The following is a 20,527-nucleotide window of genomic DNA, read 5'->3' as shown; positions in this document are numbered from 1 at the left end:
TAAACCAGATCCCGCGGTACATCTCGCCCATCTCCCTTGTAATGCGGTTTGGATAGCCGAATTTCCGCGCGATGTCGACCTAGCTGGACTTTCGCAGCAGCTCCGCGCGGGCCAGAGTGAAGCCGGAATTGATCCAGATATTCTCCAGCCGGGCAAGCTCTTGCCCTAACGTCGGGCCCTTGAACGCTGGCATCAGGTCTTTGGCCGTTACCGGAAAACGGGCAGTGGCGGCGTTTGAAATCGTCTCTAACACGGTGGTTTCGGGCATCTTTTCTGCCATAGCGCCGCGTAGTAATGCAGCGCCACGGGCGATCCCCGCCCCATGACGATAGGCAAGTTCAGCCAGCGGTGGCCCGGCAAAGCCTTGCTCTTGCAGCAACGTCAGGCGCTTGGCCTCTGCCTTGCTCAACCGCAGACGATCCGCCAAGGCCTCCCCGCCCAGCGCGGCCAGCCGAACCAGCCAGTCAGGCTCGAGCCCCAGCATTTGTTCAAAATGAACCAGCATGGATAGCCAGCGGTCATCACTCCCCGGCAAAAGCACCGGCAAGGCACCGGTTTGCCGCATCAACGCCAAGGCCGGGACGGGATCGGGCGCGCGGAGCAGCTTTTTGAACTCCTGCCCGACCCGCTCGGCCGAAAGCGTTTCTAACCCATCCAAGTTCGACGCGATGGCATCCAGCGCCTCCGGCTCCGGCCCCGCCTCCGGGTCGCCATACCACGCCATGAAGCGAAAATAGCGCAGGGTGCGCAGGTAATCCTCGCGGATACGCTGACCTGCATTTTCGATAAAACGCAGTCGTCGCGCGCGCAGGTCAGGCAGACCGCCCAACGGGTCGATCACACGGCCCTCGGGCGTGGCGTAAAGCGCATTCATCGTAAAATCGCGGCGCCGCGCGTCCTCGGTGATATCGGTTGAGAAAGCCACGACAGCCCGGCGGCCATCGGTTTCCACATCGCGGCGAAAGGTGGTGATCTCAAACGGTTTGCCGCCCGACACAAGCGTCACCGTGCCATGGTCGATCCCTGTCGGCACGGCCTTGACCCCGGCGGCCTTGGCCAGCGCCATCACCGTTTCAGGCATCGCATCGGTGGAGAGGTCCACATCACTGTCCGGCAGGCCCAGCAGCGCGTCGCGCACGCAACCGCCGACGAAATAGATACGGTGCCCGCCATCCTGCACCACGCGGCAAACCTGCTGTGCGTCTGCGTCATGTAACCAACGTGTCGTGATTGGAATCATCTGTTCATACGTGTCGCCCATGCCCGCAACATACGCGCGGTCGCGCCCCAGATGTAATAGGGGCCGTAGGGAACAGCGTAATAATACCGCCGCTGGCCGCGCCAACGTCGGGAATGCACAAGGTAGTTGCTGGGGTTCAGCACATGGTCCAGCGGCACGCGAAATACCTCTTCGACCTCGCCGGGTTCTGGCACCACGGTGAAATCGCGCGTCACATAGCCGATCACGGGGGTCACGCTAAAGCCGGTCACCGTCTCATGGGCCGGAAGAACGCCCAAGACATCTACGATGTCGCTCGGCAGGCCGATCTCTTCGCGCGCTTCGCGCAGGGCGGCGGCGATAACATCCGCATCGCCGCCGTCTTGCTTGCCCCCCGGAAAAGCAATCTGCCCGGGGTGATGTTTCAGCGCCGAAGACCGCTTGGTCAGGATCAGTTCCAGCCGCGTACCGGTATCCACCACCGGGGCGAGCACACCGGCAGGCCGCAGACTGCGCCCCTCGGGCAGGGTGACCTCCGGGTTCAGATCAAAATCAGAGGATTCTACCCCAGTCTGGGCAAGGGCCACGCGAAAGGATTGGAACCGGTCGCTCACCCTAGGCCTTGGCGTCGAAACCGACCGTGGCCGGATCAAGGTCATAATGCGCACCGCAGAACTGACAGTCTGCGGTCACCCGCCCCTCTTCCGTCGTCATCTTTTCGATATCGCGGGCCGAGTAGATCGACAGGCTCTGACGCACGCGGTCTTCGGAACAGGTGCAGCCGAAACGCACCGGCTGAGGATCATAGACCCGCGGTTGTTCCTCGTGAAACAATCGCAACAGAAGATCGGTCGGCGGTACGCTGGGTCCGATCAGCTCAAGATCCTCAACCGTGCCGAGCAGGATGTTCACGCGGTTCCAATTCTCGGCCTCGTCGCCTTCGACCAAATCATCGGCTTTGAGGACCTCACCCGTCCCTTCGCCCGACGCCGATAGTGGCGAGGCTTTGGGCATATGCTGCAACATGATGCCACCAGCACGCCAATGCTCTGGCTCGCCCGGACCCGACGATTTGCCAAAGCTCAGCGAAAAGCGGGTCGGCAACTGCTCGGACTGGGCGAAATAGGCTTCCGCACAGGCAGCCAAAGACCCACCGGCCAGCGGCGTGATGCCCTGATAGGGGGTCATGCCTTTGCCTTGGTCGATCATGATCGCGAAATAGCCTTCGCCGATCTGTTCAAACGGGGCGTCATCGGTCAGCCGATCCGCATCATAGCTGGCATAGGCGCGGATGCGTGCAGGCTCGCCTTCCTTTTCGGGGCCGTAGTAATCGGTCGCAATCATCCGCACGGCACCTTTGGATTGCACCTGTAGCGACAGTTTCCAACGCAGTTTGATCGTCTGACCGATCAATGCGGTCAACAACGCCATCTCGGCCACCAAGGCTTCGACCTGCGGCGGGTAATCGTGCTGCTTTAGGATGCCTTCCAACACGCCATCAAGCCGCGCCACGCGGCCGCGCATGTCGACATCATCAAGCTGAAAGGGCAGAACGGTATCGTCCCACGCGATTTTAGTTCCTTGGGTCATCGGGTTTCCTTATCGGGGGCCGCTTGGCATACCGCGTCTATATAGGCGCAGCAACCCATGGAAAAAGGGGCAGCAGATGATCCGACGTACAGGTGAGACACCACAGCCCGGCCAAAGCTACACACCGCGGCCCGGGGTCTATGCTATTCTCCCGCTGCAACGCCGTTTCCTGATGACGCTGGAAATGGCGCAAGACACCGAGGTGCAATTGCCTGGCGGCGGTATCGAAGCGGGAGAATCCCCGCTCCAAGCACTCCACCGCGAGGTGCTTGAAGAAACCGGCTGGCGTATTGCCCGCCCGCGCCGATTGGGCGCATTCCGCCGCTTTACCTATATGAAGGATTACGACCTCTGGGCGCAAAAGATCTGCCATATCTACGTCGCGCATCCCGTGCGCCAGATCGCCGCGCCGACAGAACCACATCACGCCACCTTGGTGCTATCCGCCAGCGAAGCATTGGCGACCCTCGCAAACGAAGGCGACCGCCTGTTTCTGCAACGCCACCTGCGCTAAACGTTGCCCTGATACTCAAGCAATATCCCTGACACATCATCGGGGAAATCACGGCTGCCCGCGAATTCGGAAAGCTTCCAGACCAGCGCGCTGAGAAGCGCCGGACCGCTGAACCGGCGCAATTCACCCAGCATCCGCGCCAAACCCTCTTCGCCCAACATCTCTCCGCCCGGATCGGGGCATTCCGTCACCCCATCCGATAGGATCAACAGCCTGTCCCCCGGCGCCATCTGAAGCTTATATTCCTCAAACCCCACCCCGGCGAGCAAGCCAACAGGAAAGCCCCCGGTGCCCGGCTGTTCGACCTGCCCATCGCCGCGCAGCAAAGCGGGATGCGGGTGCCCTGCCTGCGCAACAGTGACCACCCCGGTGGTGAGGTCGGCAATCGCCAGCATCAGCGTAAAATAATGCTCCGTCTCCATCTCATGAAGAACAAGATCGTTAAGCTCTTCGATCACCTCCCCCGGGGGGCGGGCCGCATAGCTGCCCCGGGCAGCAGCGTAAGCGCAAGGTTCTGGTCCGGCGTCGACGCCGACAGATATCCTGCCAGCCGCGCCGTCATCAGGGCCGAGCTGATGCCATGGCCCGACACATCCAAACCGAAAAGCCCCACGACTCCCGGTCGCACAGGGAAATACCCCACCAAATCGCCGCCAACATGCCCGGCAGAGCGCAGCATCATCGACAGATTGCCCCCCTCCATGGCGCGATAGCGTTCGCGGAGTAGCGATTGCTGGAATTTCTTGGCCTCAATCAAATCCTTGTCGATCAGCGCATGCACCTGCCGAAGAACATCCAATGTTTCGGTGATCAGCTTGTTTTTCTGCGTCAACTCACGCTGCATGACCAGAAAACGCTCCCCTGCCATGACCTGGGCGCGCAGGTCCGGCGGACCAATTGGCCGGATCAACACATCATCAACCCCCGCATCAAGGGCGCGGGCCACCGCGCCCCCCTCAGGCCTGTCGGTAAGCAGAATGAAATAGCCACGACGCTCTTCCGACAGGGCTCGGAAAGCCCGGCAGAAGTCGAGCCCCGACAGCCCCGTCATCGCCCAACTGCAGAGCACGATATCAGGCAAGCGGCGCTCGCAAAGGGTCAGGGCTACAGCACCCGACGCGGCAGAGATCACCTCATACCCCCATGCCCTCAGAGACGCCGAAAGAAATTCCCGATGGGTTTCATCCCACTCAACCACCAAAATCAATGGCGACACAGCAGGCGTCGCCACCGCTTCGGAGAGGCTGGGGATATCCAATTTCATGCGACACGATCCTGACAGGCCCGCTGATCTAAACAGCGATGCCTTACCGAAACGTGAATTCTTCTGAAAATCCGCTGCACCGGACGCGCCTACAGCACGAACTGCGCCAAGGTCTCGTCGTTGGTGATATCCGTATAGGTAAAGCCAGATTGCCCCAACTGTTCAAGGAAGGGCTTAAAATTCTCAGGTCGCCGCGTCTCGATCCCAATGAGGACAGAGCCGAAATTCCGCGCCGACTTCTTCAAATACTCAAACCGGCAGATGTCATCCTCCGGACCAAGCAGCATCAGAAACTCCTTCAACGCCCCCGGCCGCTGCGGCATGCGCAGAATGAAATACTTCTTCACGCCCGAATAACGCTGCGCCCGCTCTTTGACCTCTGGCAAACGCTCGAAATCAAAATTGCCGCCCGAAGCCACACAGACCACCGTCTTGCCGACAATCTGATCGGCCACCTCGCCCAGCGCATCTATCGACAGCGCGCCTGCCGGTTCTAAAACGATGCCTTCGACATTCAACATCTCGTTGATCGTCACGCAAATCCGATCCTCCGGCAGATGCACCACATCCGCCGGGTTCACCCCGCGCAAACGCTCAAAGGTCCGCGCGCCGATCTTGGCCACCGCAGCGCCATCCACAAAGTTATCGATCGGAGAGACATCCACGGGCGCCCCGGCCTCCAACGCCCGTGCAAGGCTCGGTGCCCCTGCGGGTTCAACGAATGTATAGTCGCAGGCGTCCCCAAAATAACTGACCACCCCCGAAGACAGCCCGCCGCCGCCTACGGGCAAGATCACCCGATCCGGCACCCGGCCCAACTGCGCGGCAATCTCCACGGCAACAGAAGCCTGCCCCTCAATCACGTCATCATCATCGAAAGGCGACAGGAAATGAGCGCCCTCGTCCCGGCAAAAACTCTGTGCCGCCGCCAAGGTCGCATCGAAATAATCCCCCACCAGCCGAATCTCGACATTCTCACCGCCGAACATCCGGGTCTTTTGCACCTTCTGCTGCGGCGTAGTCACCGGCATGAAAATCACGCCGCGCACCCCGAAATGGCTGCAGGCAAAAGCCACCCCCTGCGCATGGTTCCCCGCCGAGGCACAGACAAATACCCCCTGCCCCGGGATCACTTTGCGCATCGCATTGAACGCCCCGCGCAGCTTGTAAGAGCGGACAGGGCTTAGATCCTCGCGCTTCAGCCAGATATCCGCGCCAAAGCGGTCCGACAGATGCTCATTGCGCAGCAGCGGTGTCGCCGGGAACAATGCCCGTAGCGCCTCTGCCGCCGCCTGTGCTTTCTGTGCAAATTCATCCGCCATCTGTGCTCTCCTTGCTGCCATTCGTCGATAGGCGCGCAGCCTGCATAGGTCAACGCAGGCTTCAATCTTGCCCGCGCCCGCGAAAACCGCTACCTCGCAGAGCGAACTTGAAAGGAACCCCGTCATGTCCGCGCCCAAGAAAGTCGTGCTTGCCTATTCCGGCGGCCTCGATACCTCGATCATCCTGAAATGGCTGCAAACCGAATATGGCTGCGAGGTGGTGACCTTCACCGCCGACCTCGGCCAAGGTGAAGAGCTGGAACCGGCCCGCAAAAAGGCCGAGATGATGGGCATCGCGCCAGAGAACATTTACATCGAAGACGTGCGCGAAGAATTCGTCCGCGACTTCGTCTTCCCGATGTTCCGCGCCAACGCGGTCTACGAGGGTCTCTACCTTCTGGGCACCTCCATCGCCCGCCCGCTGATCTCCAAACGCCTCGTGGAAATCGCCGAAGAAACCGGCGCCGATGCCGTGGCCCACGGTGCAACCGGCAAGGGCAACGATCAGGTCCGCTTTGAACTGGCCGCCTACGCGCTCAACCCCGACATCAAAGTCATCGCCCCTTGGCGCGAATGGGATCTGTCGAGCCGCACCAAACTCTTGGAATTTGCCGAAGCGCACCAAATTCCCGTCGCCAAAGACAAACGCGGCGAAGCCCCCTTCTCTGTTGACGCCAACTTGCTGCACACCTCTTCCGAAGGCAAAGTCCTCGAAGACCCAGCCATCGACGCGCCCGACTACGTCTACCAGCGCACAGTCAGCCCCGAAGACGCGCCGGACACGCCCGAATACGTCGAGATCGGCTTTGAGCGCGGCGATGCCGTCAGCATCAACGGCGAAGCCATGTCCCCCGCCACGATCCTCACCAAACTGAACGAACTTGGCGGCAAACACGGCTGTGGACGTCTCGACCTCGTCGAAGGCCGCTTCGTCGGCATGAAATCCCGCGGAATCTACGAAACCCCCGGTGGCACCCTGCTGCTCGAAGCCCACCGCGGCATCGAATCCATCACCCTCGACCGCGGCGCCATGCACCTCAAAGACGAGCTGATGCCGAAATACGCCGAACTGATCTACAACGGCTTCTGGTACAGCCCCGAGCGCACCATGCTGCAAGCCGCCATCGACGCAAGCCAAGCCCATGTCACCGGCACCGTGCGCCTGAAACTCTACAAAGGTCATGTCCGCACCGTGGGTCGCTGGTCCGATCACAGCCTCTACTCCGAAGCCCATGTAACCTTCGAAGACGACGCCGGCGCCTATGACCAAAAAGACGCCGCAGGCTTCATCCAACTGAACGCCCTGCGCCTCAAACTCCTCGCCGCCCGCGATAAGCGCACCAAAGGCTGAACCAAGAGGGGACCTAATTCCTCTCTTCATCCTTTCTTAAATACCCGCGGGGGTCCGGGGGCAGTGCCCCCGGCGGTTTGCCCCGCGCACAAACGCAAAAGGCCCGGACGTTCCCGCCCGGGCCTTTCTACATCTATCAATGCCAAATCAATCGGCAGTGACGACTTTCATCACCAATTCGCCGTTTGGCTTGATCGGACCGTCTTCCTTGGCGCCCAGCGTGTATTCGAACACACCGGTCTTCATGCCGCCATCTTCGGAATGCACCATCAGCATCAGCATATCACCCGAAGCCACGTCCTCTTGCAGGATCGCGACCACGTCGGTGTTCTCACCCGCACGCAGCGGCGCATAGCCCACAACGGGGCCGGGCTTCATGTCGGCATCGGTGCGGTGCACGACCAGCCAGCCATTCTCTCCGGCCATCACTTTATCGGCGCTAACGACGCCATTCGAAACATCTTGGCCCGACGCTTCGACCATTGCCATGGCATGAGCATCAGCCCATGCGCCACCGGCAATCATGGACAGGGCGACTACGGTGCTTGCAAATTTTTTCATCTGGTTTTCCCTCCGTTTGAAATAACGCCGTAGTCACGACAGCAACCCAAAATAAGTTTCGCAGATTTCAGAAATTTTTAAGACGTTCCGCAAATAGCTGCTCATAATAGGGTAAGGCGGCGGCCAGAACCTCTGCAGTCGCCCCGTTAAGCACGGGCAAATCCCCCTCGGGCCCGGCAAACCCGGAGCTTTGATGGATCGCCCCATACCAATGCGGGGCCCAAACCCCATCCTCGGGGCGTGGCCCTGCAGGCCAGTGCAGCATCGCAGGGTCGAAAGGCAGACCGATCGCGGCGCAGAGGTTGCGCAGCATCCCCTCCGGGTCCGCACGGATATCGCCACTGTCGATGACCAGCCCGCCCAAACGCTCAAACAGCATAAGCTGTCGGTCAAATCCAATGTCCGCCAAACGTGGCGCTTCACGTTTCGCGGCGTAGCTCGCGATCACCCGTGCGGGATGGCGGATCAGATGGATGTTCACACAATCCTCCGCCCAGTCCAGCGGAAACCCGTCAATCATATGCTGCGCCATATGTTTCATATAAAGATGCCGGGCACCGTCCTGCACAAACCCCAAGGGCACCCGCGCAGGGTCTTGTTCCTGTGCCGCCAGAACCGCGTCGCGCATCGGATGTTCCAACCCGGTCGCCTTCAGATAGGCCGCATAAAAGGGCTCATCCATTGCGGTAAAGTCCTGCCGTGCCCCGAAACTATACATCATCGCGGTGCTGAGATTGCGTGGCCCTGACCACATCGCAATTCGCATGAAAGCTTTCCCCCATTGCCGTTGAACCCGGAACGCTAGAAAGAACGCGCCATCTCGCCAAGTGGTAAATTGCCTTCACCAGCGCGTGACTTCCCCTGCCCCGGCCTTGCGCTATCTCAGTCCCAGCGGCAACCCTACGCCAGAGGAGGACCATCATGTTCCGAAAATCAATGTTCAAACCCGCCATTCTGACCCTCGCCATCACCTTGGGTCTCGCGGCGCAGAACCGCCCTGCCGCAGCGGCGCAAACCGAGGTGCTGACCCTCGCAGGCGGCTGTTTCTGGTGCGTCGAGGCGGATTTCGAATCCGTCAAAGGCGTGAAAGAAGCTGTCTCGGGCTTTGCCGGGGGGCGCACCCAGAACCCCACCTACAAACAGGTCACCGGCGGCAACACCGGCCATTATGAGGCCGTGCAGATCCAATTCGACCCAGACGTGGTCAGCCGCAAAACGCTGCTGGACCTCTTTTTCCGCTCAATCGACCCGACGGATGCGGGCGGTCAATTCTGTGACCGAGGGGAAAGCTACCGCACCGCGATCTTTGCGGGCAGCCCCGCACAGAAAAGCGCCGCAGAGGCGGCCAAGGCCGAGGCGCAGAACGCCCTTGGCGCCAAGGTCGTGACCCCGATCCTTGACGATGCGCCGTTTTATCCGGCTGAGGATTATCACCAAGATTACTACAAAAGCAGCGAGCGGCTGGCCTTCAGCAGTGTCGGCGTGGCGGTCAAAAAGTCAGTCGCCTACAAACGCTACCGTAACGGCTGCGGCCGAGATGCCCGTGTGAAACAGCTTTGGGGCAGCGCGGCACCCTTCGTAAAGTAACCGCGACACCGATCGCTTAGGTACGAAAATCGTGATCCCAAATCTCTTTCAGGTCGGGGATCACATCCGCGGTGCCATGGCGCATGACCATCAGCGCCCCGGCGCGCATCGCGAGATCAATCGCCTGCGGCATGGTCATCCCCCGGTCCAACCCCGCGACCAGATAGCCGGTAAAGGTATCCCCCGCCCCGGTCGTATCCACCGCCTCGACCCGATAGGCAGGGTAGCTTTCGACCAGATGCGCCTTGTTAGAGACCCATTCGCAGCCCCCGGCGCCCAGTGTCACCACGATGTCATCGACAGGCAGTTGCCGCAGCTCGCCCCCCGTCGCGGCCCTAAGCTGCGCCGCTTCGACCTCGTTCAATACCAACAGATCGATCTGGTCTAGAATCGCCGTGACCGCCCCGGCATCGAAAGGCGCGGCGGCATAGGCCAGCCGCAGGCCCAATGTCTTTGCCGTCCGGGCCGCGAACCGCTGGCCGTTGGTCTCATTCTGCATCAACAACCAATCGCCCGAAGATGCCTCGCTCAGCGCCGCGCCGATCATCTCATCGGTGATTTCATGATTGGTGCCGGGGAAGATGACGATGTTGTTCTCGCCCTCAAGATCAACGGCGATATTGGCGTGACCGGTGACCCCCTCCATCAAGGTGATATGCGCCGTCTCGACCCCGTATTCCAACAGCCTTTCCAGCGCCCAACCGCCATCGGCCCCCAGCGCGCCGACATGCATCACCCGCGTCCCAGCGCGGGCGGCGGCGACCGACATATTGGCCCCCTTACCGCCCAGCCCTTGCCGAAAATCCCGGGCCGAAATGGTCTCTCCCGGCCCCGGCAGATGGGGCAGCAGATAGAAGTTATCCGCGTTGATAGAGCCGAGGTTCCAGATCATCAGCCCACCTTGCAGGCCGCGAGAATGGCCATGTTAAGAATGTCATTCGCCGTGGAGGTAGAGGAGCAGATCTGAATCGACTTGTCCAAGCCGGTGAGGATCGGCCCGATCACCGTGGCCCCCGCCATCTCTTGCATCAGCTTGACCGAGATGCTGGCCGAGTGCCGCGCTGGCACCACGAGGATATTGGCAGGCCCCGTCAGCCGCGAGAACGGGTAGTTCGCCTGACTGGCCGCGTTCAGAGCCACGTCGACGGTCATCTCACCTTCGTATTCGAAATCGACGCCGCGCCGGTCGAGCACTTCGGGCGCGAGGTGCATCTTTTCGGCACGTTCCGAGACGGGGTAGCCAAAGGTCGAGAAGCTGACAAAGGCAACCCGCGGCTCCAGCCCCAGATGCCGCGCCACACGCGCGCCGCTCTCGGCGATATTGGCCAGATCGTTCTCATCGGGCCATTCATGAACCAGCGTATCGGCTATAAAGACGATGCGCCCCTTGTGCAGCAACGCCGTGATGCCTGCAGCTCCGGCTTCGGCATTTGCGTCAAAGACGTGGTTCAACCGTTCTAACACATGCGCCGACTTGCGGGTGGCCCCGGTCACCAGACCGTCGCCGTGCCCATGTGCCAGCATCAGGGCTGCAAAGACATGCCGGTCGCGTGAGGCAAGGCGGTGGATATCCTTGCGGTCGAAACCCTTGCGCTGCAGACGGCCATAAAGGAAATCTTTGTATGTTTCCAAATGCTGCGTATTGGCAGCGTTCACCACCTCCAACTCGCGCACTGCATCTTCCATGCCCGCTTCTTCGAGCTTGGCACGCACGTCGTCCTCGCGGCCCACGACCAAGGCTTTCCCCAGCCCGGCGCGCTGGTACATGACCGCCGCGCGCAGTACTTTGGGATCATCGCCCTCGGCAAAGATCATCCGCGCCTGATTGGCCCGAGCGCGGGCGTTGATGCCGCGCAGGATGCTCGCCGTCGGGTCCATCCGCGATTTCAGACCCAGTTCATAGGCCTCCATATCGATGATCGGCCGCCGCGCCGCCCCTGTGTCCATCCCCGCCTTGGCCACGGCAGGCGGAATGCGGTGGATCAGGCGCGGATCAAAGGGCGTGGGGATGATATAGTCGCGACCAAAGCTCAGCGTTCGGCCATAGGCCAGCGCCACTTCATCGGGCACATCCTCACGCGCCAGCTGCGCCAAAGCATGGGCGCAGGCAATCTTCATCTCATCGTTGATAGCGCGTGCGTGAATATCCAGGGCACCGCGGAAGAGATAGGGAAAGCCCAGCACGTTGTTAACTTGGTTCGGATAATCCGACCGCCCGGTGGCGACGATGGCGTCCATACGGACCTCATGCGCCTCTTCGGGGGTGATCTCTGGATCCGGGTTCGCCATGGCGAAGATCACCGGGTTATCGGCCATGGAGGCGACCATCGCAGGCGTCACCGCGCCCTTGACCGAAACCCCAAGGAAGACATCCGCCCCCTTCATCGCCTCTTCAAGCGTGCGCAGCTCAGTATTGGCGGCATGGGCCGATTTCCACTGGTTCATACCCTCGGTACGACCCTGATAGATCACGCCCTTGGTGTCGCACATGATGCAATTGTCGTGTTTCGCGCCCATGGCCTTAAGCAGTTCCAGACAGGCGATCCCTGCAGCACCCGCACCGTTGAGCACGATGCGCACATCTTCGATCTTTTTGCCCGACAGATGCAGTGCGTTGATCAGGCCCGCGGCACAGATCACCGCCGTGCCGTGCTGGTCGTCATGGAAGACGGGGATGTCCATCTCTTCCTTCAGACGTTGTTCGATGATGAAACACTCAGGCGCTTTGATGTCTTCGAGGTTGATGCCGCCAAAGGTTGGGCCCATCAGCTTGCAGGCGTTGATGAATGCCTCGGTATCCTCTGTATCAAGCTCGATATCGATCGAGTTCACATCGGCAAAGCGTTTGAACAGAACCGCCTTGCCCTCCATCACTGGCTTGGAGGCCAGCGCGCCGAGGTTCCCCAAGCCCAGCACCGCCGTTCCGTTTGAGATCACCGCGACCAGATTGCCTTTGTTGGTGTAGTCATAGGCCGTCTCGGGGTTTTCCGCGATCGCTTCGCAGGGCACCGCCACGCCGGGGGAATAGGCGAGGCTGAGGTCCCGCTGGGTGGTCATCGGCACCGTGGCCGAGATCTCGAATTTGCCGGGCGTCGGCTCAAGGTGAAAGGCAAGCGCCTCTTCAGAGGTGATACGGTTCTTTCTGGTCACGATATGGCCCTTCCCTTGCTTTGGAATCTTCTTAGCCACGATCGAACGCCTGCACAACGCAAGCGCCGCGTCAGAGCAAAATTGCCAGATAAAGGCCGCCCATCACGCCTGCACCCCCTTTCCCTGCTTCGGGGGGTTTTGTAGGGTCCGCGCTGCAATAGGGGGCCGCCGTGCAGACAGAAAAAGTAACGCCAATGATGGCGCAATATCTCGAGCTTAAAGCGGACCACGCGGATGCGCTGCTGTTCTACCGCATGGGCGACTTTTATGAGATGTTCTTTGACGACGCCGTTGCCGCCGCCGAGGCGCTCGACATTGCGCTGACCAAACGCGGCAAGCATCAAGGCAAAGACATCGCCATGTGTGGCGTGCCGGTCCATGCTGCCGAAGGCTATCTGTTGACGCTGATCCGCAAGGGCTTTCGCGTGGCGGTCTGCGAGCAGATGGAAAGCCCCGCCGAAGCCAAGAAACGCGGCTATAAGTCGGTGGTGAAACGCGATGTGGTGCGGCTGGTGACACCCGGCACCCTGACCGAAGAAAGCCTGCTTGAAGCCCGCCGCCACAACTACCTTGCCGCCTTTGCCGAGGTCCGTGATGCCTGCGCTATGGCATGGGTCGATATCTCGACCGGCGCGTTCCACGTGATGCCCTTGGCCCAGGTTCGTTTGGGGCCGGAACTGGCCCGCCTATCGCCGTCTGAATTGATCGTCTCTGAGACGAAAGAGAGTGAATTGCACGAAGTCGTCTCTGATTTCGGGATCGCGTTGACGGGCTTGGCCCGCTCGGCCTTTGACAGCACCAGCGCGGAAAAGCGGGTCTGCGACCTGTTTGGTATCGCGACGCTGGAGGCATTCGGCAGCTTCACCCGCGCTGAAGTCTCTGCCATGGGCGCGGTAATAGAATACCTCACTATCACGCAACGCGGCAAGCTGCCCCTGCTCCGCCCCCCGCAAAAAGAGGCCGAAGCCCGTACCGTACAGATCGACGCGGCAACCCGGCGCAATCTGGAACTAACCCATTCCCTGAACGGCGGGCGCGGCGGGTCTTTGCTGTCGATCATGGACAATACCGTCACCGCCGGGGGCGCGCGGCTGCTGGAACGGCGGATCTCAAGCCCCTCGCGGGTCGTTGATGTGGTGTTCGCCCGCGCCGATGCGGTCAGCTTTGCCCATGAGAATACCCGTCTTGCCGAAGATATCCGTGGGCGGCTGCGTAATGTACCAGATCTTGATCGAGCGCTTTCGCGGCTCTCACTAGATCGGGGCGGCCCGCGTGACCTCGCCGCGATCCGCAACGGGCTGATCGAAGCCGAGGCTTTGCACCAGAGCCTAACACAGCAGGAACTGCCAGATCTGCTGCGCGAGGCCGCAGAAGGTTTGCAAGGTCATGGCAACCTCATCGACCTGCTGGATCAAGCCTTGGTCGCCGAACCGCCGCTGATGGTGCGGGATGGCGGCTTCATCGCGCCCGGCCACGATGCAGACCTCGACGCCGCACGCGAGTTGCGCGACGAAGGGCGCGGCGTAATCGCGGGCATGCAGCAGCAATTTGTTTCTGATACAGGGATTTCCTCGCTCAAGATCAAGCATAACAATGTCTTGGGCTATTTCGTCGAATGCACCGCGACCCATGCGGAAAAGATGCTCTCTCCGCCCCTGTCAGAGACCTTTATCCACCGTCAGACAACGGCGAACCAAGTGCGGTTCACCACCGTAGAGTTGTCTGAGTTGGAGACGAAAATCCTCAACGCTGGCAACCATGCGCAGGAGATCGAAAAACGGCTCTACGAAAGCCTTCGCAGTGCCATTCTGGAACATGCCGCAGAGATTGGCCAAACCTCTGCCGGGCTGGCCGAAGTCGACCTTGCGACAGGTCTGGCCGACCTTGCGCGGAGCGAAAATTGGACCCGCCCGCGCGTTGATATGTCTCGGGCATTTGACATCAAAGGCGGGCGGCATCCGGTGGTTGAGCGCGCTTTGACACAACAATCGGGCGAGCCTTTCATCGCCAATGACTGCGACCTCAGTGCCGAGGGCGAAGCCGCGAACATCTGGCTGCTGACCGGCCCGAACATGGCCGGTAAATCGACCTTCCTGCGGCAGAACGCCCTGATTGCGCTAATGGCGCAGATGGGCAGTTTCGTGCCCGCAAGCTCGGCCCATATCGGCGTTATCAGCCAGCTTTTCAGTCGCGTCGGCGCGTCGGACGATCTGGCGCGCGGGCGTTCGACCTTCATGGTGGAGATGGTCGAAACCGCCGCGATCCTGAACCAAGCGGATGACCGCGCCTTGGTCATCCTTGATGAAATTGGCCGCGGCACGGCCACTTATGATGGTCTCTCCATCGCATGGGCCACGCTGGAACATCTGCACGACGTGAACCGGACACGGGCGCTGTTTGCCACGCATTATCATGAAATGACGGCGCTCGCGGGCAAGTTGCCGGGTGTCGACAATGCCACGGTAGCGGTCAAGGAATGGGAAGGGGAGGTCGTCTTTCTCCATGAGGTACGCAAAGGCGCGGCAGACCGGTCTTACGGGGTGCAAGTCGCGCAACTGGCGGGCCTGCCCGCGCCAGTGATCGCCCGCGCCCGCGTGGTGCTGGAGGCGCTGGAAAAAGGCGAGCGCGAAGGCGGCGCGACGCAAAAGACCCTGATCGACGATCTGCCGCTGTTCGCCGTCAGCCCGACCCCACAGCCGAAGCCCGCGACAACATCGGCTGTCGAGGAGAAGCTGAAAGAGATCATCCCTGATGAACTCTCCCCTCGTGAAGCGCTTGAGCTGATCTACAAACTGAAAGAGGCGGCCAAATCCTGACCGCCTCACTCAAAGATATCTGACTGGGCTTAGCTCGCCGGGGTCGAAGACACCCCAACCTGCGCGGGGCGCAGCAGACGGTCGTGCAGCATGAAGCCTTCGGCGGCGACCTGAATGATCTCGCCCGCGACGGTGCCGGGCACCGGGGCTTCGAACATCGCCTCGTGATGCTTGGGGTCGAACTTGTCGCCCACTTCGGGTGCGATCACTTCGATGCCGTGCTTCTTAAAGACGTTCAGCAGCTCGCGCATCGTCAGTTCCACACCTTCCAGCAGCGGGCCAAAAGCCTCTTTCTGCTCTTCGGTAGTGGTTTCCAGCGCGCGTTTCATGTTGTCGTAGACCGGCAGCATGTCACGGGCGAGCTTGGAGCCGCCGTAGTTCTCGGCCTCTCGACGGTCCTTGTCGGAGCGTTTGCGCGCGTTCTCGGCATCGGCCAGCGCGCGCATGAAACGGTCGCGGTATTGGTCACGCTCAGCGCGCAACTCTTCCACCGCAAGGGCTTCTTCGTCGATCTCGGCCATGTCTTCGGCGTATTCTTCAGCTTCGGCGCTGTCGATCTCGTCCAAAAAGTCGTTTTCTTTCGGCTCAGCCATGTTCCACCTCTAGTTCCGGTCGGAAATCAGCTTTCCCACCAGTTGTGCCGTGTAATTCACAATCGGCACGATACGTCCATAATTTAAGCGTGTCGGGCCAATGACACCCACGGCGCCGATCACCTTACGATCAGCGTTCATATAAGGGGAAACGACCAGAGAGGAACCCGAAAGTGAGAAAAGTTTGTTTTCGGAGCCGATAAAAATGCGTACACCGTCCCCGTCTTCGGCCAGTTCGAGGAATTCGGCGATGTCTCGCTTGCGCTCAAGGTCATCAAAGAGGCTGCGGATACGGTCGAGGTCTTCGGCTTCCCCCTCCCCGCTCAGCAGATTCGACCGGCCCCGGACAATCAAGCGTTCGGAATGCTCCCCTTCCGCGTCCCACAGCACGGCACCGCTCTCGACCAGTTGCTGGGCCAACACGTCAATCTCCTGACGGCGTTTGGCGATCTCATGTTTTATGCTCCGTTGCAATTCGCTGAGGGTCTTGCCCTCAACGAAAGCATTCAGAAAATTCGCCGCCTCGCGCATCGAACTGGGCGTTTGCCCCGGCGGCGGCGTGAAAAGCCGGTTTTCCACATGGCCATCGGAAAAGACGAGCACAACCAAAGCCCTATCAGGCGACAAAGAGACGAATTCGATATGCTTTATCGGCGCTTCGTGCTTCGGCGTCAGCACAAGAGAGGCGCCATGCGTAACCCCCGACAAGGCAGAGCCAATCCGGTCCAGAAGCCCGCCCACATCGGACGAATTATTGCCCAGCGTCGCGTCGATCTTTTCGCGGTCCAACTCGGTCGGGTCGCCGATCTCGATCATGCCATCGACGAACATCCGCAGCCCCAATTGGGTCGGAATCCGCCCGGCCGAGACATGCGGGCTGTCGAGCAGCCCCATGTATTCGAGATCCTGCATCACATTGCGGATCGTCGCTGCCGAAACCTTTTCGCTGAAGTCGCGCGTCAGCGTGCGCGACCCGACGGGATCGCCACTCTCCAGATAGCCTTCGACCACCCGGCGAAACACTTCGCGGGATCGGTCGTTCATGTCTTTCAGCAATTCAGGCGTGTTTTTCATCGGTGCTCGCTCTCTTCCCCAATAAAGGTACAAGCCGGGCAAACGTCAATCGGGGTTGCATCAAAGCCTTGTGGGGCGGTATCCCCGGGCAACATCAAAAAGGATATGTCATGCGTCCCTCTGGCCGGAAACTCGATGAAATGCGCGCCGTCTCGATCGAGACAGGTTTCACCAAACACGCCGAAGGGTCGGCCCTGATCAAGATGGGCGATACCCATGTGCTCTGCACCGCCACGATCGAAGACCGCGTGCCCCCGTTTATCAAAGGCTCCGGTTTGGGTTGGGTCACCGCCGAATACGGCATGCTGCCCCGCGCCACCAACACACGGATGCGCCGTGAGGCCGCTTCGGGCAAGCAAGGAGGTCGCACGGTCGAGATCCAGCGTCTGATCGGTCGCGCCCTGCGCGCCGGTGTCGACCGCTCCGCTCTGGGAGAGCGTCAGATCACCGTCGATTGTGACGTGCTTCAGGCCGATGGCGGCACCCGCTGCGCCTCGATCACCGGCGGTTGGATTGCACTGCGTTTGGCCGTGAACAAACTGATGAAAGCGGGCGATGTCGTATCTGATCCGCTGGTTGACCCGGTCGCCGCGGTAAGCTGTGGCATCTATGCAGGTCAGCCGGTGCTTGACCTCGACTATCCTGAAGACTCTGAGGCTGGCGTTGACGGTAACTTCATCATGACCGGATCCGGCAAGCTGATCGAAGTCCAGATGAGTGCCGAAGGCTCTACCTATACGCGCGACCAGATGAACCAGCTGATGGATCTGGCCGAAAAAGGCGTCGGCGAACTGGCCGCGATCCAGAAATCGGTCACCGCATGACACGCAAGTTCACCGAAAAACGCATCCTGATTGCCACGCATAACGCGGGCAAGCTGGAGGAAATGCGCCAGCTCTTCGCGCCCCACGGGGTAGAGGTCATCGGCGCGGCAGAGATGAACCTGCCCGAGCCCGAAGAGACCGAGGCCACATTCGTCGGCAACGCGCGGATTAAGGCACATGCGGCGGCCAAGGCCACCGGCATGCCCGCCTTGGCTGACGATTCCGGCATTGAGGTCGAAGCGCTGGACAACGCCCCCGGCGTCTATACCGCCGACTGGGCAGAGACCGAGAATGGCCGTGATTTCATCATGGCCATGACCAAAACGCGGAACCTGCTGGAAGAAAAGAAGGCCCCCCACCCGCGCCGCGCCCGCTTTTGCGCAACGCTGGTTCTGGCTTGGCCCGATGGCCACGACGAAGTCTTTGCGGGTAAGGTAAATGGCACGCTGGTTTGGCCCATGCGGGGCGAACAAGGGCATGGCTATGACCCGATGTTCCAACCCGATGGGCATGACATCACATTCGCCGAGATGGACGCAGAACAGAAAAACAGCATCAGCCACCGCGCCGATGCTTTTGCTAAATTGATTGCGGGCTGTTTTGGCTGAAGATTGGCAACAGGGCGGCTTCGGCCTCTATATCCACTGGCCATTTTGCGAGGCGAAATGTCCCTATTGCGACTTCAACAGCCATGTCAGCCGCCGGATTGACCAAGCCGCCTGGCGTGATGCCTATCTGGCAGAGCTTCAAAGAGCCGCGGATGAGACACCGGGCCGCGTCCTCAACGCAGTCTTTTTCGGGGGCGGCACACCCAGCCTGATGGACCCGGATGTCGTGGCCGATATCATCGCCGCGATCCGGCGGCATTGGCCGACCGCAAATGACTTGGAAATCACGCTCGAAGCCAACCCCGGTTCTGTCGAAGCGGGCCGTTTCGCCGCTTACCGACATGCCGGCGTTTCACGTGTCTCAATGGGAATTCAGGCGCTCAACGATCCGGATCTCAAGCGTTTGGGCCGCCTGCACTCTGCTAAAGAAGCGATGACGGCGTTCGATATCGCCCGCAATACGTTCGAGCGGGTGAGTTTCGATCTTATCTATGGCCGTCAGGATCAAACCGCGGCCCAGTGGGAAGCCGAGCTAAAGCAGGCTCTATCGCTCGCGATAGACCATATTTCGCTCTACCAACTGACCATCGAACAAGGCACCGCTTTCGGCGACCGCTACGCCCGTGGCAAGCTGCGCGGCCTGCCCGACGAAGACTTGGGCGCGGATATGTTCACTCTGACACAAGACATCTGCAACGATATGGGCATGCCCGCCTATGAGGTTTCAAATCACGCGCGCGATGGTGCTCAATCGCGTCACAACCTGATCTATTGGCGCTACGGCGATTACATCGGTATCGGCCCCGGCGCGCACGGACGGCTGACGCTTGACGGACAGAAGATGGCAACCGTCGCCTATAGCAATCCGCAACGGTGGCTTGATGGTGTCGCGAAAGGCCAATCGGAGAAACCCCGCGCCGCCATCAGCCGAAGCGAACAGGCGACCGAGTTTCTCCTTATGGGTCTCCGCCTGAAAGAAGGCGTCGATCTGGCTCGCTACGCCGATATCGCCGGGCAAGAAATCGACGAAAAGGCCGTTGATCACCTGCAAGATATCGGCATGGCAAAGCGCGACGCAGACAGATTAATCGTTTCCGATCAAGGCGTTATAGTTCTAAACGCCGTGATCGAAGCGCTTTTGCCTTAGGAGCCACCCAGCAACCGGCAGATCTCGTCCAACTGGTCAAGCGTGGTATAGTGCAACGTCACCTTGCCCGCTTCTTGCCCCGGTTTATGGTCCAAACTAACCTTCATACCAAGGTTTGCTGACAGATCGCCTTCAAGCGCCTGAGTATCGGCGTCTTTCTCTGAGCGCTGCGAGAGGCGCTCTTTATTTACCATATTACCACGCTCGCCAGCCTGGTCTTTCTTAACCAACGCTTCGGTTGCGCGCACGGAAAGGCCACCCTTGATGACCTGCTGGGCCAATTTCATCGGGTCCTTTGCGGGGATCAGCGCCCGCGCGTGCCCCGCGCTTAGTTCATTCTGACGCACCATTTCCTGCACCGGATCCGGCAGGTTCAACAGACGCAAAAGGTTCGCAATATGGCTCCGGCTCTTGCCAAGAGCCTCTGCCATCTTCTCCTGCGTGTGCCCGAATTTATCCATCAGCTGACGATAACCCGCCGCTTCCTCGACCGAGTTCAGGTCGGCCCGCTGGATGTTTTCGATGATCGCAACTTCGAGTACTTCAACATCGGTGAACTCGCGGACAATGACCGGGAGGCTATGTATCTTCGCAATTTGCGAGGCACGCCACCGCCGCTCACCCGCGACAATCTCAAAGTTACCATTGTCGAGCGCCCGCACGATCAGGGGCTGGATGACCCCTTTTTCCTTGATAGATGCGGCGAGATCGTCAAGGTGCTCTTGCTCAAACCGTTTACGCGGCTGATCTGGGTTCGGCTTGATCCGCTCAATCGGAACGAACTGCTCCGCCGCCGCGGCCCCCTTGGCGGCCACGCTCTCTGTCTCAGCTACATCCGCCATCAGTGCCGAAAGCCCCCGGCCAAGGCCCCGTTTACGCTCTTGTTTATCTGCCATACTGCCACCTT

At 60.3% G+C, this 20,527-nt stretch carries 20 protein-coding genes; 7 read left to right on the top strand and 13 right to left on the bottom strand.

Annotated features, from left to right (window positions below; translation table 11 throughout):
- Positions 1-79 precede the first annotated feature (79 nt).
- Genes O4H31_RS01965 through O4H31_RS01955 form a run of 3 tightly spaced genes read right to left on the bottom strand, consistent with a single transcriptional unit; the run spans position 80 to position 2,809 of the window.
- On the bottom strand, positions 80-1,261 hold the full coding sequence (locus O4H31_RS01965) for a CCA tRNA nucleotidyltransferase (RefSeq protein ID WP_269342243.1): 1,182 nt from the start codon (positions 1,259-1,261) through the stop codon (positions 80-82).
- Positions 1,237-1,833, bottom strand: coding sequence for a CoA pyrophosphatase (locus O4H31_RS01960; protein WP_269342241.1), 597 nt, complete (start codon positions 1,831-1,833; stop codon positions 1,237-1,239). Before O4H31_RS01960 ends, O4H31_RS01965 begins: the two co-directional genes overlap by 25 nt.
- A 1-nt stretch (position 1,834) precedes the next feature.
- The gene (locus O4H31_RS01955) at positions 1,835-2,809 is read right to left on the bottom strand and encodes an Hsp33 family molecular chaperone HslO (protein ID WP_269342239.1); all 975 of its coding nucleotides are present in this window, start codon (positions 2,807-2,809) and stop codon (positions 1,835-1,837) included.
- A 76-nt stretch (positions 2,810-2,885) separates the two neighbouring features.
- Here O4H31_RS01955 and O4H31_RS01950 point away from each other — a divergent pair, with 76 nt between their 5' ends.
- Positions 2,886-3,323, top strand: coding sequence for an NUDIX domain-containing protein (locus O4H31_RS01950; RefSeq protein ID WP_132443952.1), 438 nt, complete (start codon positions 2,886-2,888; stop codon positions 3,321-3,323).
- Here O4H31_RS01950 and O4H31_RS01945 read toward each other — a convergent pair.
- From O4H31_RS01945 to ilvA, 3 genes are all read right to left on the bottom strand, one after another.
- Positions 3,320-3,781 carry a PP2C family protein-serine/threonine phosphatase gene (locus tag O4H31_RS01945; RefSeq protein ID WP_269342234.1) on the bottom strand — a complete coding sequence of 154 codons (462 nt, stop codon included), beginning with the start codon at positions 3,779-3,781 and terminating at the stop codon, positions 3,320-3,322. The two genes, O4H31_RS01950 and O4H31_RS01945, sit on opposite strands and share 4 nt — an antisense overlap.
- Positions 3,778-4,587, bottom strand: a complete 810-nt coding sequence (locus O4H31_RS01940; RefSeq protein ID WP_269342232.1) for a response regulator — start codon at positions 4,585-4,587, stop codon at positions 3,778-3,780. Before O4H31_RS01940 ends, O4H31_RS01945 begins: the two co-directional genes overlap by 4 nt.
- 89 nt (positions 4,588-4,676) lie before the next feature.
- Positions 4,677-5,909: a threonine ammonia-lyase IlvA gene (gene ilvA / locus O4H31_RS01935; RefSeq protein WP_269342230.1), complete on the bottom strand. Its 1,233-nt coding sequence runs from the start codon at positions 5,907-5,909 to the stop codon at positions 4,677-4,679.
- Positions 5,910-6,033: 124 nt separating this feature from the next.
- Here ilvA and O4H31_RS01930 point away from each other — a divergent pair, with 124 nt between their 5' ends.
- Positions 6,034-7,260: an argininosuccinate synthase gene (locus O4H31_RS01930; protein WP_269342228.1), complete on the top strand. Its 1,227-nt coding sequence runs from the start codon at positions 6,034-6,036 to the stop codon at positions 7,258-7,260.
- Positions 7,261-7,407: 147 nt separating this feature from the next.
- Here O4H31_RS01930 and O4H31_RS01925 read toward each other — a convergent pair whose 3' ends face one another.
- Both O4H31_RS01925 and O4H31_RS01920 read right to left on the bottom strand, forming a co-directional pair.
- The gene (locus O4H31_RS01925) at positions 7,408-7,821 is read right to left on the bottom strand and encodes a DUF7282 domain-containing protein (RefSeq protein ID WP_067622268.1); all 414 of its coding nucleotides are present in this window, start codon (positions 7,819-7,821) and stop codon (positions 7,408-7,410) included.
- 67 nt (positions 7,822-7,888) lie between these two features.
- Positions 7,889-8,587: an HAD family hydrolase gene (locus O4H31_RS01920; protein ID WP_269342226.1), complete on the bottom strand. Its 699-nt coding sequence runs from the start codon at positions 8,585-8,587 to the stop codon at positions 7,889-7,891.
- Between the two features lie 155 nt (positions 8,588-8,742).
- On the opposite strand from O4H31_RS01920, the gene msrA reads away from it, so the two are divergent.
- Positions 8,743-9,408, top strand: coding sequence for a peptide-methionine (S)-S-oxide reductase MsrA (gene msrA, locus O4H31_RS01915; protein WP_269342225.1), 666 nt, complete (start codon positions 8,743-8,745; stop codon positions 9,406-9,408).
- A 16-nt stretch (positions 9,409-9,424) separates the two neighbouring features.
- Here msrA and O4H31_RS01910 read toward each other — a convergent pair whose 3' ends face one another.
- A complete protein-coding gene (locus O4H31_RS01910) occupies positions 9,425-10,300 on the bottom strand; it encodes a ribokinase (RefSeq protein WP_269342224.1) in 876 nt (291 codons plus the stop codon).
- On the bottom strand, positions 10,300-12,558 hold the full coding sequence (locus O4H31_RS01905; RefSeq protein ID WP_269342223.1) for an NADP-dependent malic enzyme: 2,259 nt from the start codon (positions 12,556-12,558) through the stop codon (positions 10,300-10,302). The genes O4H31_RS01910 and O4H31_RS01905 overlap by 1 nt, the downstream gene beginning before the upstream one ends.
- Before the next feature lie 194 nt (positions 12,559-12,752).
- On the opposite strand from O4H31_RS01905, the gene mutS reads away from it, so the two are divergent.
- A complete protein-coding gene (gene mutS / locus O4H31_RS01900; protein WP_269343000.1) occupies positions 12,753-15,374 on the top strand; it encodes a DNA mismatch repair protein MutS in 2,622 nt (873 codons plus the stop codon).
- Positions 15,375-15,403: 29 nt separating this feature from the next.
- On the opposite strand, the gene O4H31_RS01895 is transcribed toward mutS, so the two are convergent.
- Together O4H31_RS01895 and hrcA are read right to left on the bottom strand one after the other, a co-directional pair.
- The gene (locus tag O4H31_RS01895) at positions 15,404-15,967 is read right to left on the bottom strand and encodes a nucleotide exchange factor GrpE (protein ID WP_067630818.1); all 564 of its coding nucleotides are present in this window, start codon (positions 15,965-15,967) and stop codon (positions 15,404-15,406) included.
- Between the two features lie 9 nt (positions 15,968-15,976).
- Entirely contained in the window at positions 15,977-17,041 is a 1,065-nt protein-coding gene (gene hrcA / locus O4H31_RS01890) for a heat-inducible transcriptional repressor HrcA (protein ID WP_269342222.1), read from the bottom strand.
- A gap of 110 nt (positions 17,042-17,151) precedes the next feature.
- Between hrcA and rph the strand changes: the two genes are divergently transcribed.
- The 3 genes from rph to hemW are packed head-to-tail and all read left to right on the top strand — an operon-like array spanning position 17,152 to position 19,620.
- Positions 17,152-17,865: a ribonuclease PH gene (gene rph / locus O4H31_RS01885; protein ID WP_067630810.1), complete on the top strand. Its 714-nt coding sequence runs from the start codon at positions 17,152-17,154 to the stop codon at positions 17,863-17,865.
- Complete coding sequence (gene rdgB, locus O4H31_RS01880) at positions 17,862-18,473, top strand: RdgB/HAM1 family non-canonical purine NTP pyrophosphatase (RefSeq protein WP_269342221.1); 612 nt, start codon at positions 17,862-17,864, stop codon at positions 18,471-18,473. The genes rph and rdgB overlap by 4 nt, the downstream gene beginning before the upstream one ends.
- Entirely contained in the window at positions 18,466-19,620 is a 1,155-nt protein-coding gene (gene hemW / locus O4H31_RS01875) for a radical SAM family heme chaperone HemW (protein WP_269342219.1), read from the top strand. The genes rdgB and hemW overlap by 8 nt, the downstream gene beginning before the upstream one ends.
- Here hemW and O4H31_RS01870 read toward each other — a convergent pair.
- Entirely contained in the window at positions 19,617-20,516 is a 900-nt protein-coding gene (locus O4H31_RS01870; protein ID WP_067630797.1) for a ParB/RepB/Spo0J family partition protein, read from the bottom strand. The two genes, hemW and O4H31_RS01870, sit on opposite strands and share 4 nt — an antisense overlap.
- Positions 20,517-20,527: the final 11 nt, after the last annotated feature.

It is taken from the genome of Sulfitobacter dubius, from assembly GCF_027214245.1.
Lineage (GTDB): Bacteria > Pseudomonadota > Alphaproteobacteria > Rhodobacterales > Rhodobacteraceae > Sulfitobacter > Sulfitobacter dubius_A.
The sequence above is the reverse complement of the archived record's forward strand: the minus strand, read 5'-3'. Positions and strand labels throughout refer to the sequence as shown.

Coding starts and splice junctions, on each gene's coding strand:
- mutS (WP_269343000.1), top strand. CDS start 12,753: ATGATGGCGCAATATCTCGAGCTTAAAGCGGACCACGCGGATGCGCTG.
- rph (WP_067630810.1), top strand. CDS start 17,152: ATGCGTCCCTCTGGCCGGAAACTCGATGAAATGCGCGCCGTCTCGATC.
- O4H31_RS01955 (WP_269342239.1), bottom strand. CDS start 2,809: ATGACCCAAGGAACTAAAATCGCGTGGGACGATACCGTTCTGCCCTTT.
- rdgB (WP_269342221.1), top strand. CDS start 17,862: ATGACACGCAAGTTCACCGAAAAACGCATCCTGATTGCCACGCATAAC.
- O4H31_RS01920 (WP_269342226.1), bottom strand. CDS start 8,587: ATGCGAATTGCGATGTGGTCAGGGCCACGCAATCTCAGCACCGCGATG.
- hrcA (WP_269342222.1), bottom strand. CDS start 17,041: ATGAAAAACACGCCTGAATTGCTGAAAGACATGAACGACCGATCCCGC.
- O4H31_RS01895 (WP_067630818.1), bottom strand. CDS start 15,967: ATGGCTGAGCCGAAAGAAAACGACTTTTTGGACGAGATCGACAGCGCC.
- O4H31_RS01910 (WP_269342224.1), bottom strand. CDS start 10,300: ATGATCTGGAACCTCGGCTCTATCAACGCGGATAACTTCTATCTGCTG.
- O4H31_RS01930 (WP_269342228.1), top strand. CDS start 6,034: ATGTCCGCGCCCAAGAAAGTCGTGCTTGCCTATTCCGGCGGCCTCGAT.
- O4H31_RS01950 (WP_132443952.1), top strand. CDS start 2,886: ATGATCCGACGTACAGGTGAGACACCACAGCCCGGCCAAAGCTACACA.
- O4H31_RS01940 (WP_269342232.1), bottom strand. CDS start 4,587: ATGAAATTGGATATCCCCAGCCTCTCCGAAGCGGTGGCGACGCCTGCT.
- O4H31_RS01870 (WP_067630797.1), bottom strand. CDS start 20,516: ATGGCAGATAAACAAGAGCGTAAACGGGGCCTTGGCCGGGGGCTTTCG.
- msrA (WP_269342225.1), top strand. CDS start 8,743: ATGTTCCGAAAATCAATGTTCAAACCCGCCATTCTGACCCTCGCCATC.
- ilvA (WP_269342230.1), bottom strand. CDS start 5,909: ATGGCGGATGAATTTGCACAGAAAGCACAGGCGGCGGCAGAGGCGCTA.
- O4H31_RS01925 (WP_067622268.1), bottom strand. CDS start 7,821: ATGAAAAAATTTGCAAGCACCGTAGTCGCCCTGTCCATGATTGCCGGT.
- O4H31_RS01965 (WP_269342243.1), bottom strand. CDS start 1,261: ATGGGCGACACGTATGAACAGATGATTCCAATCACGACACGTTGGTTA.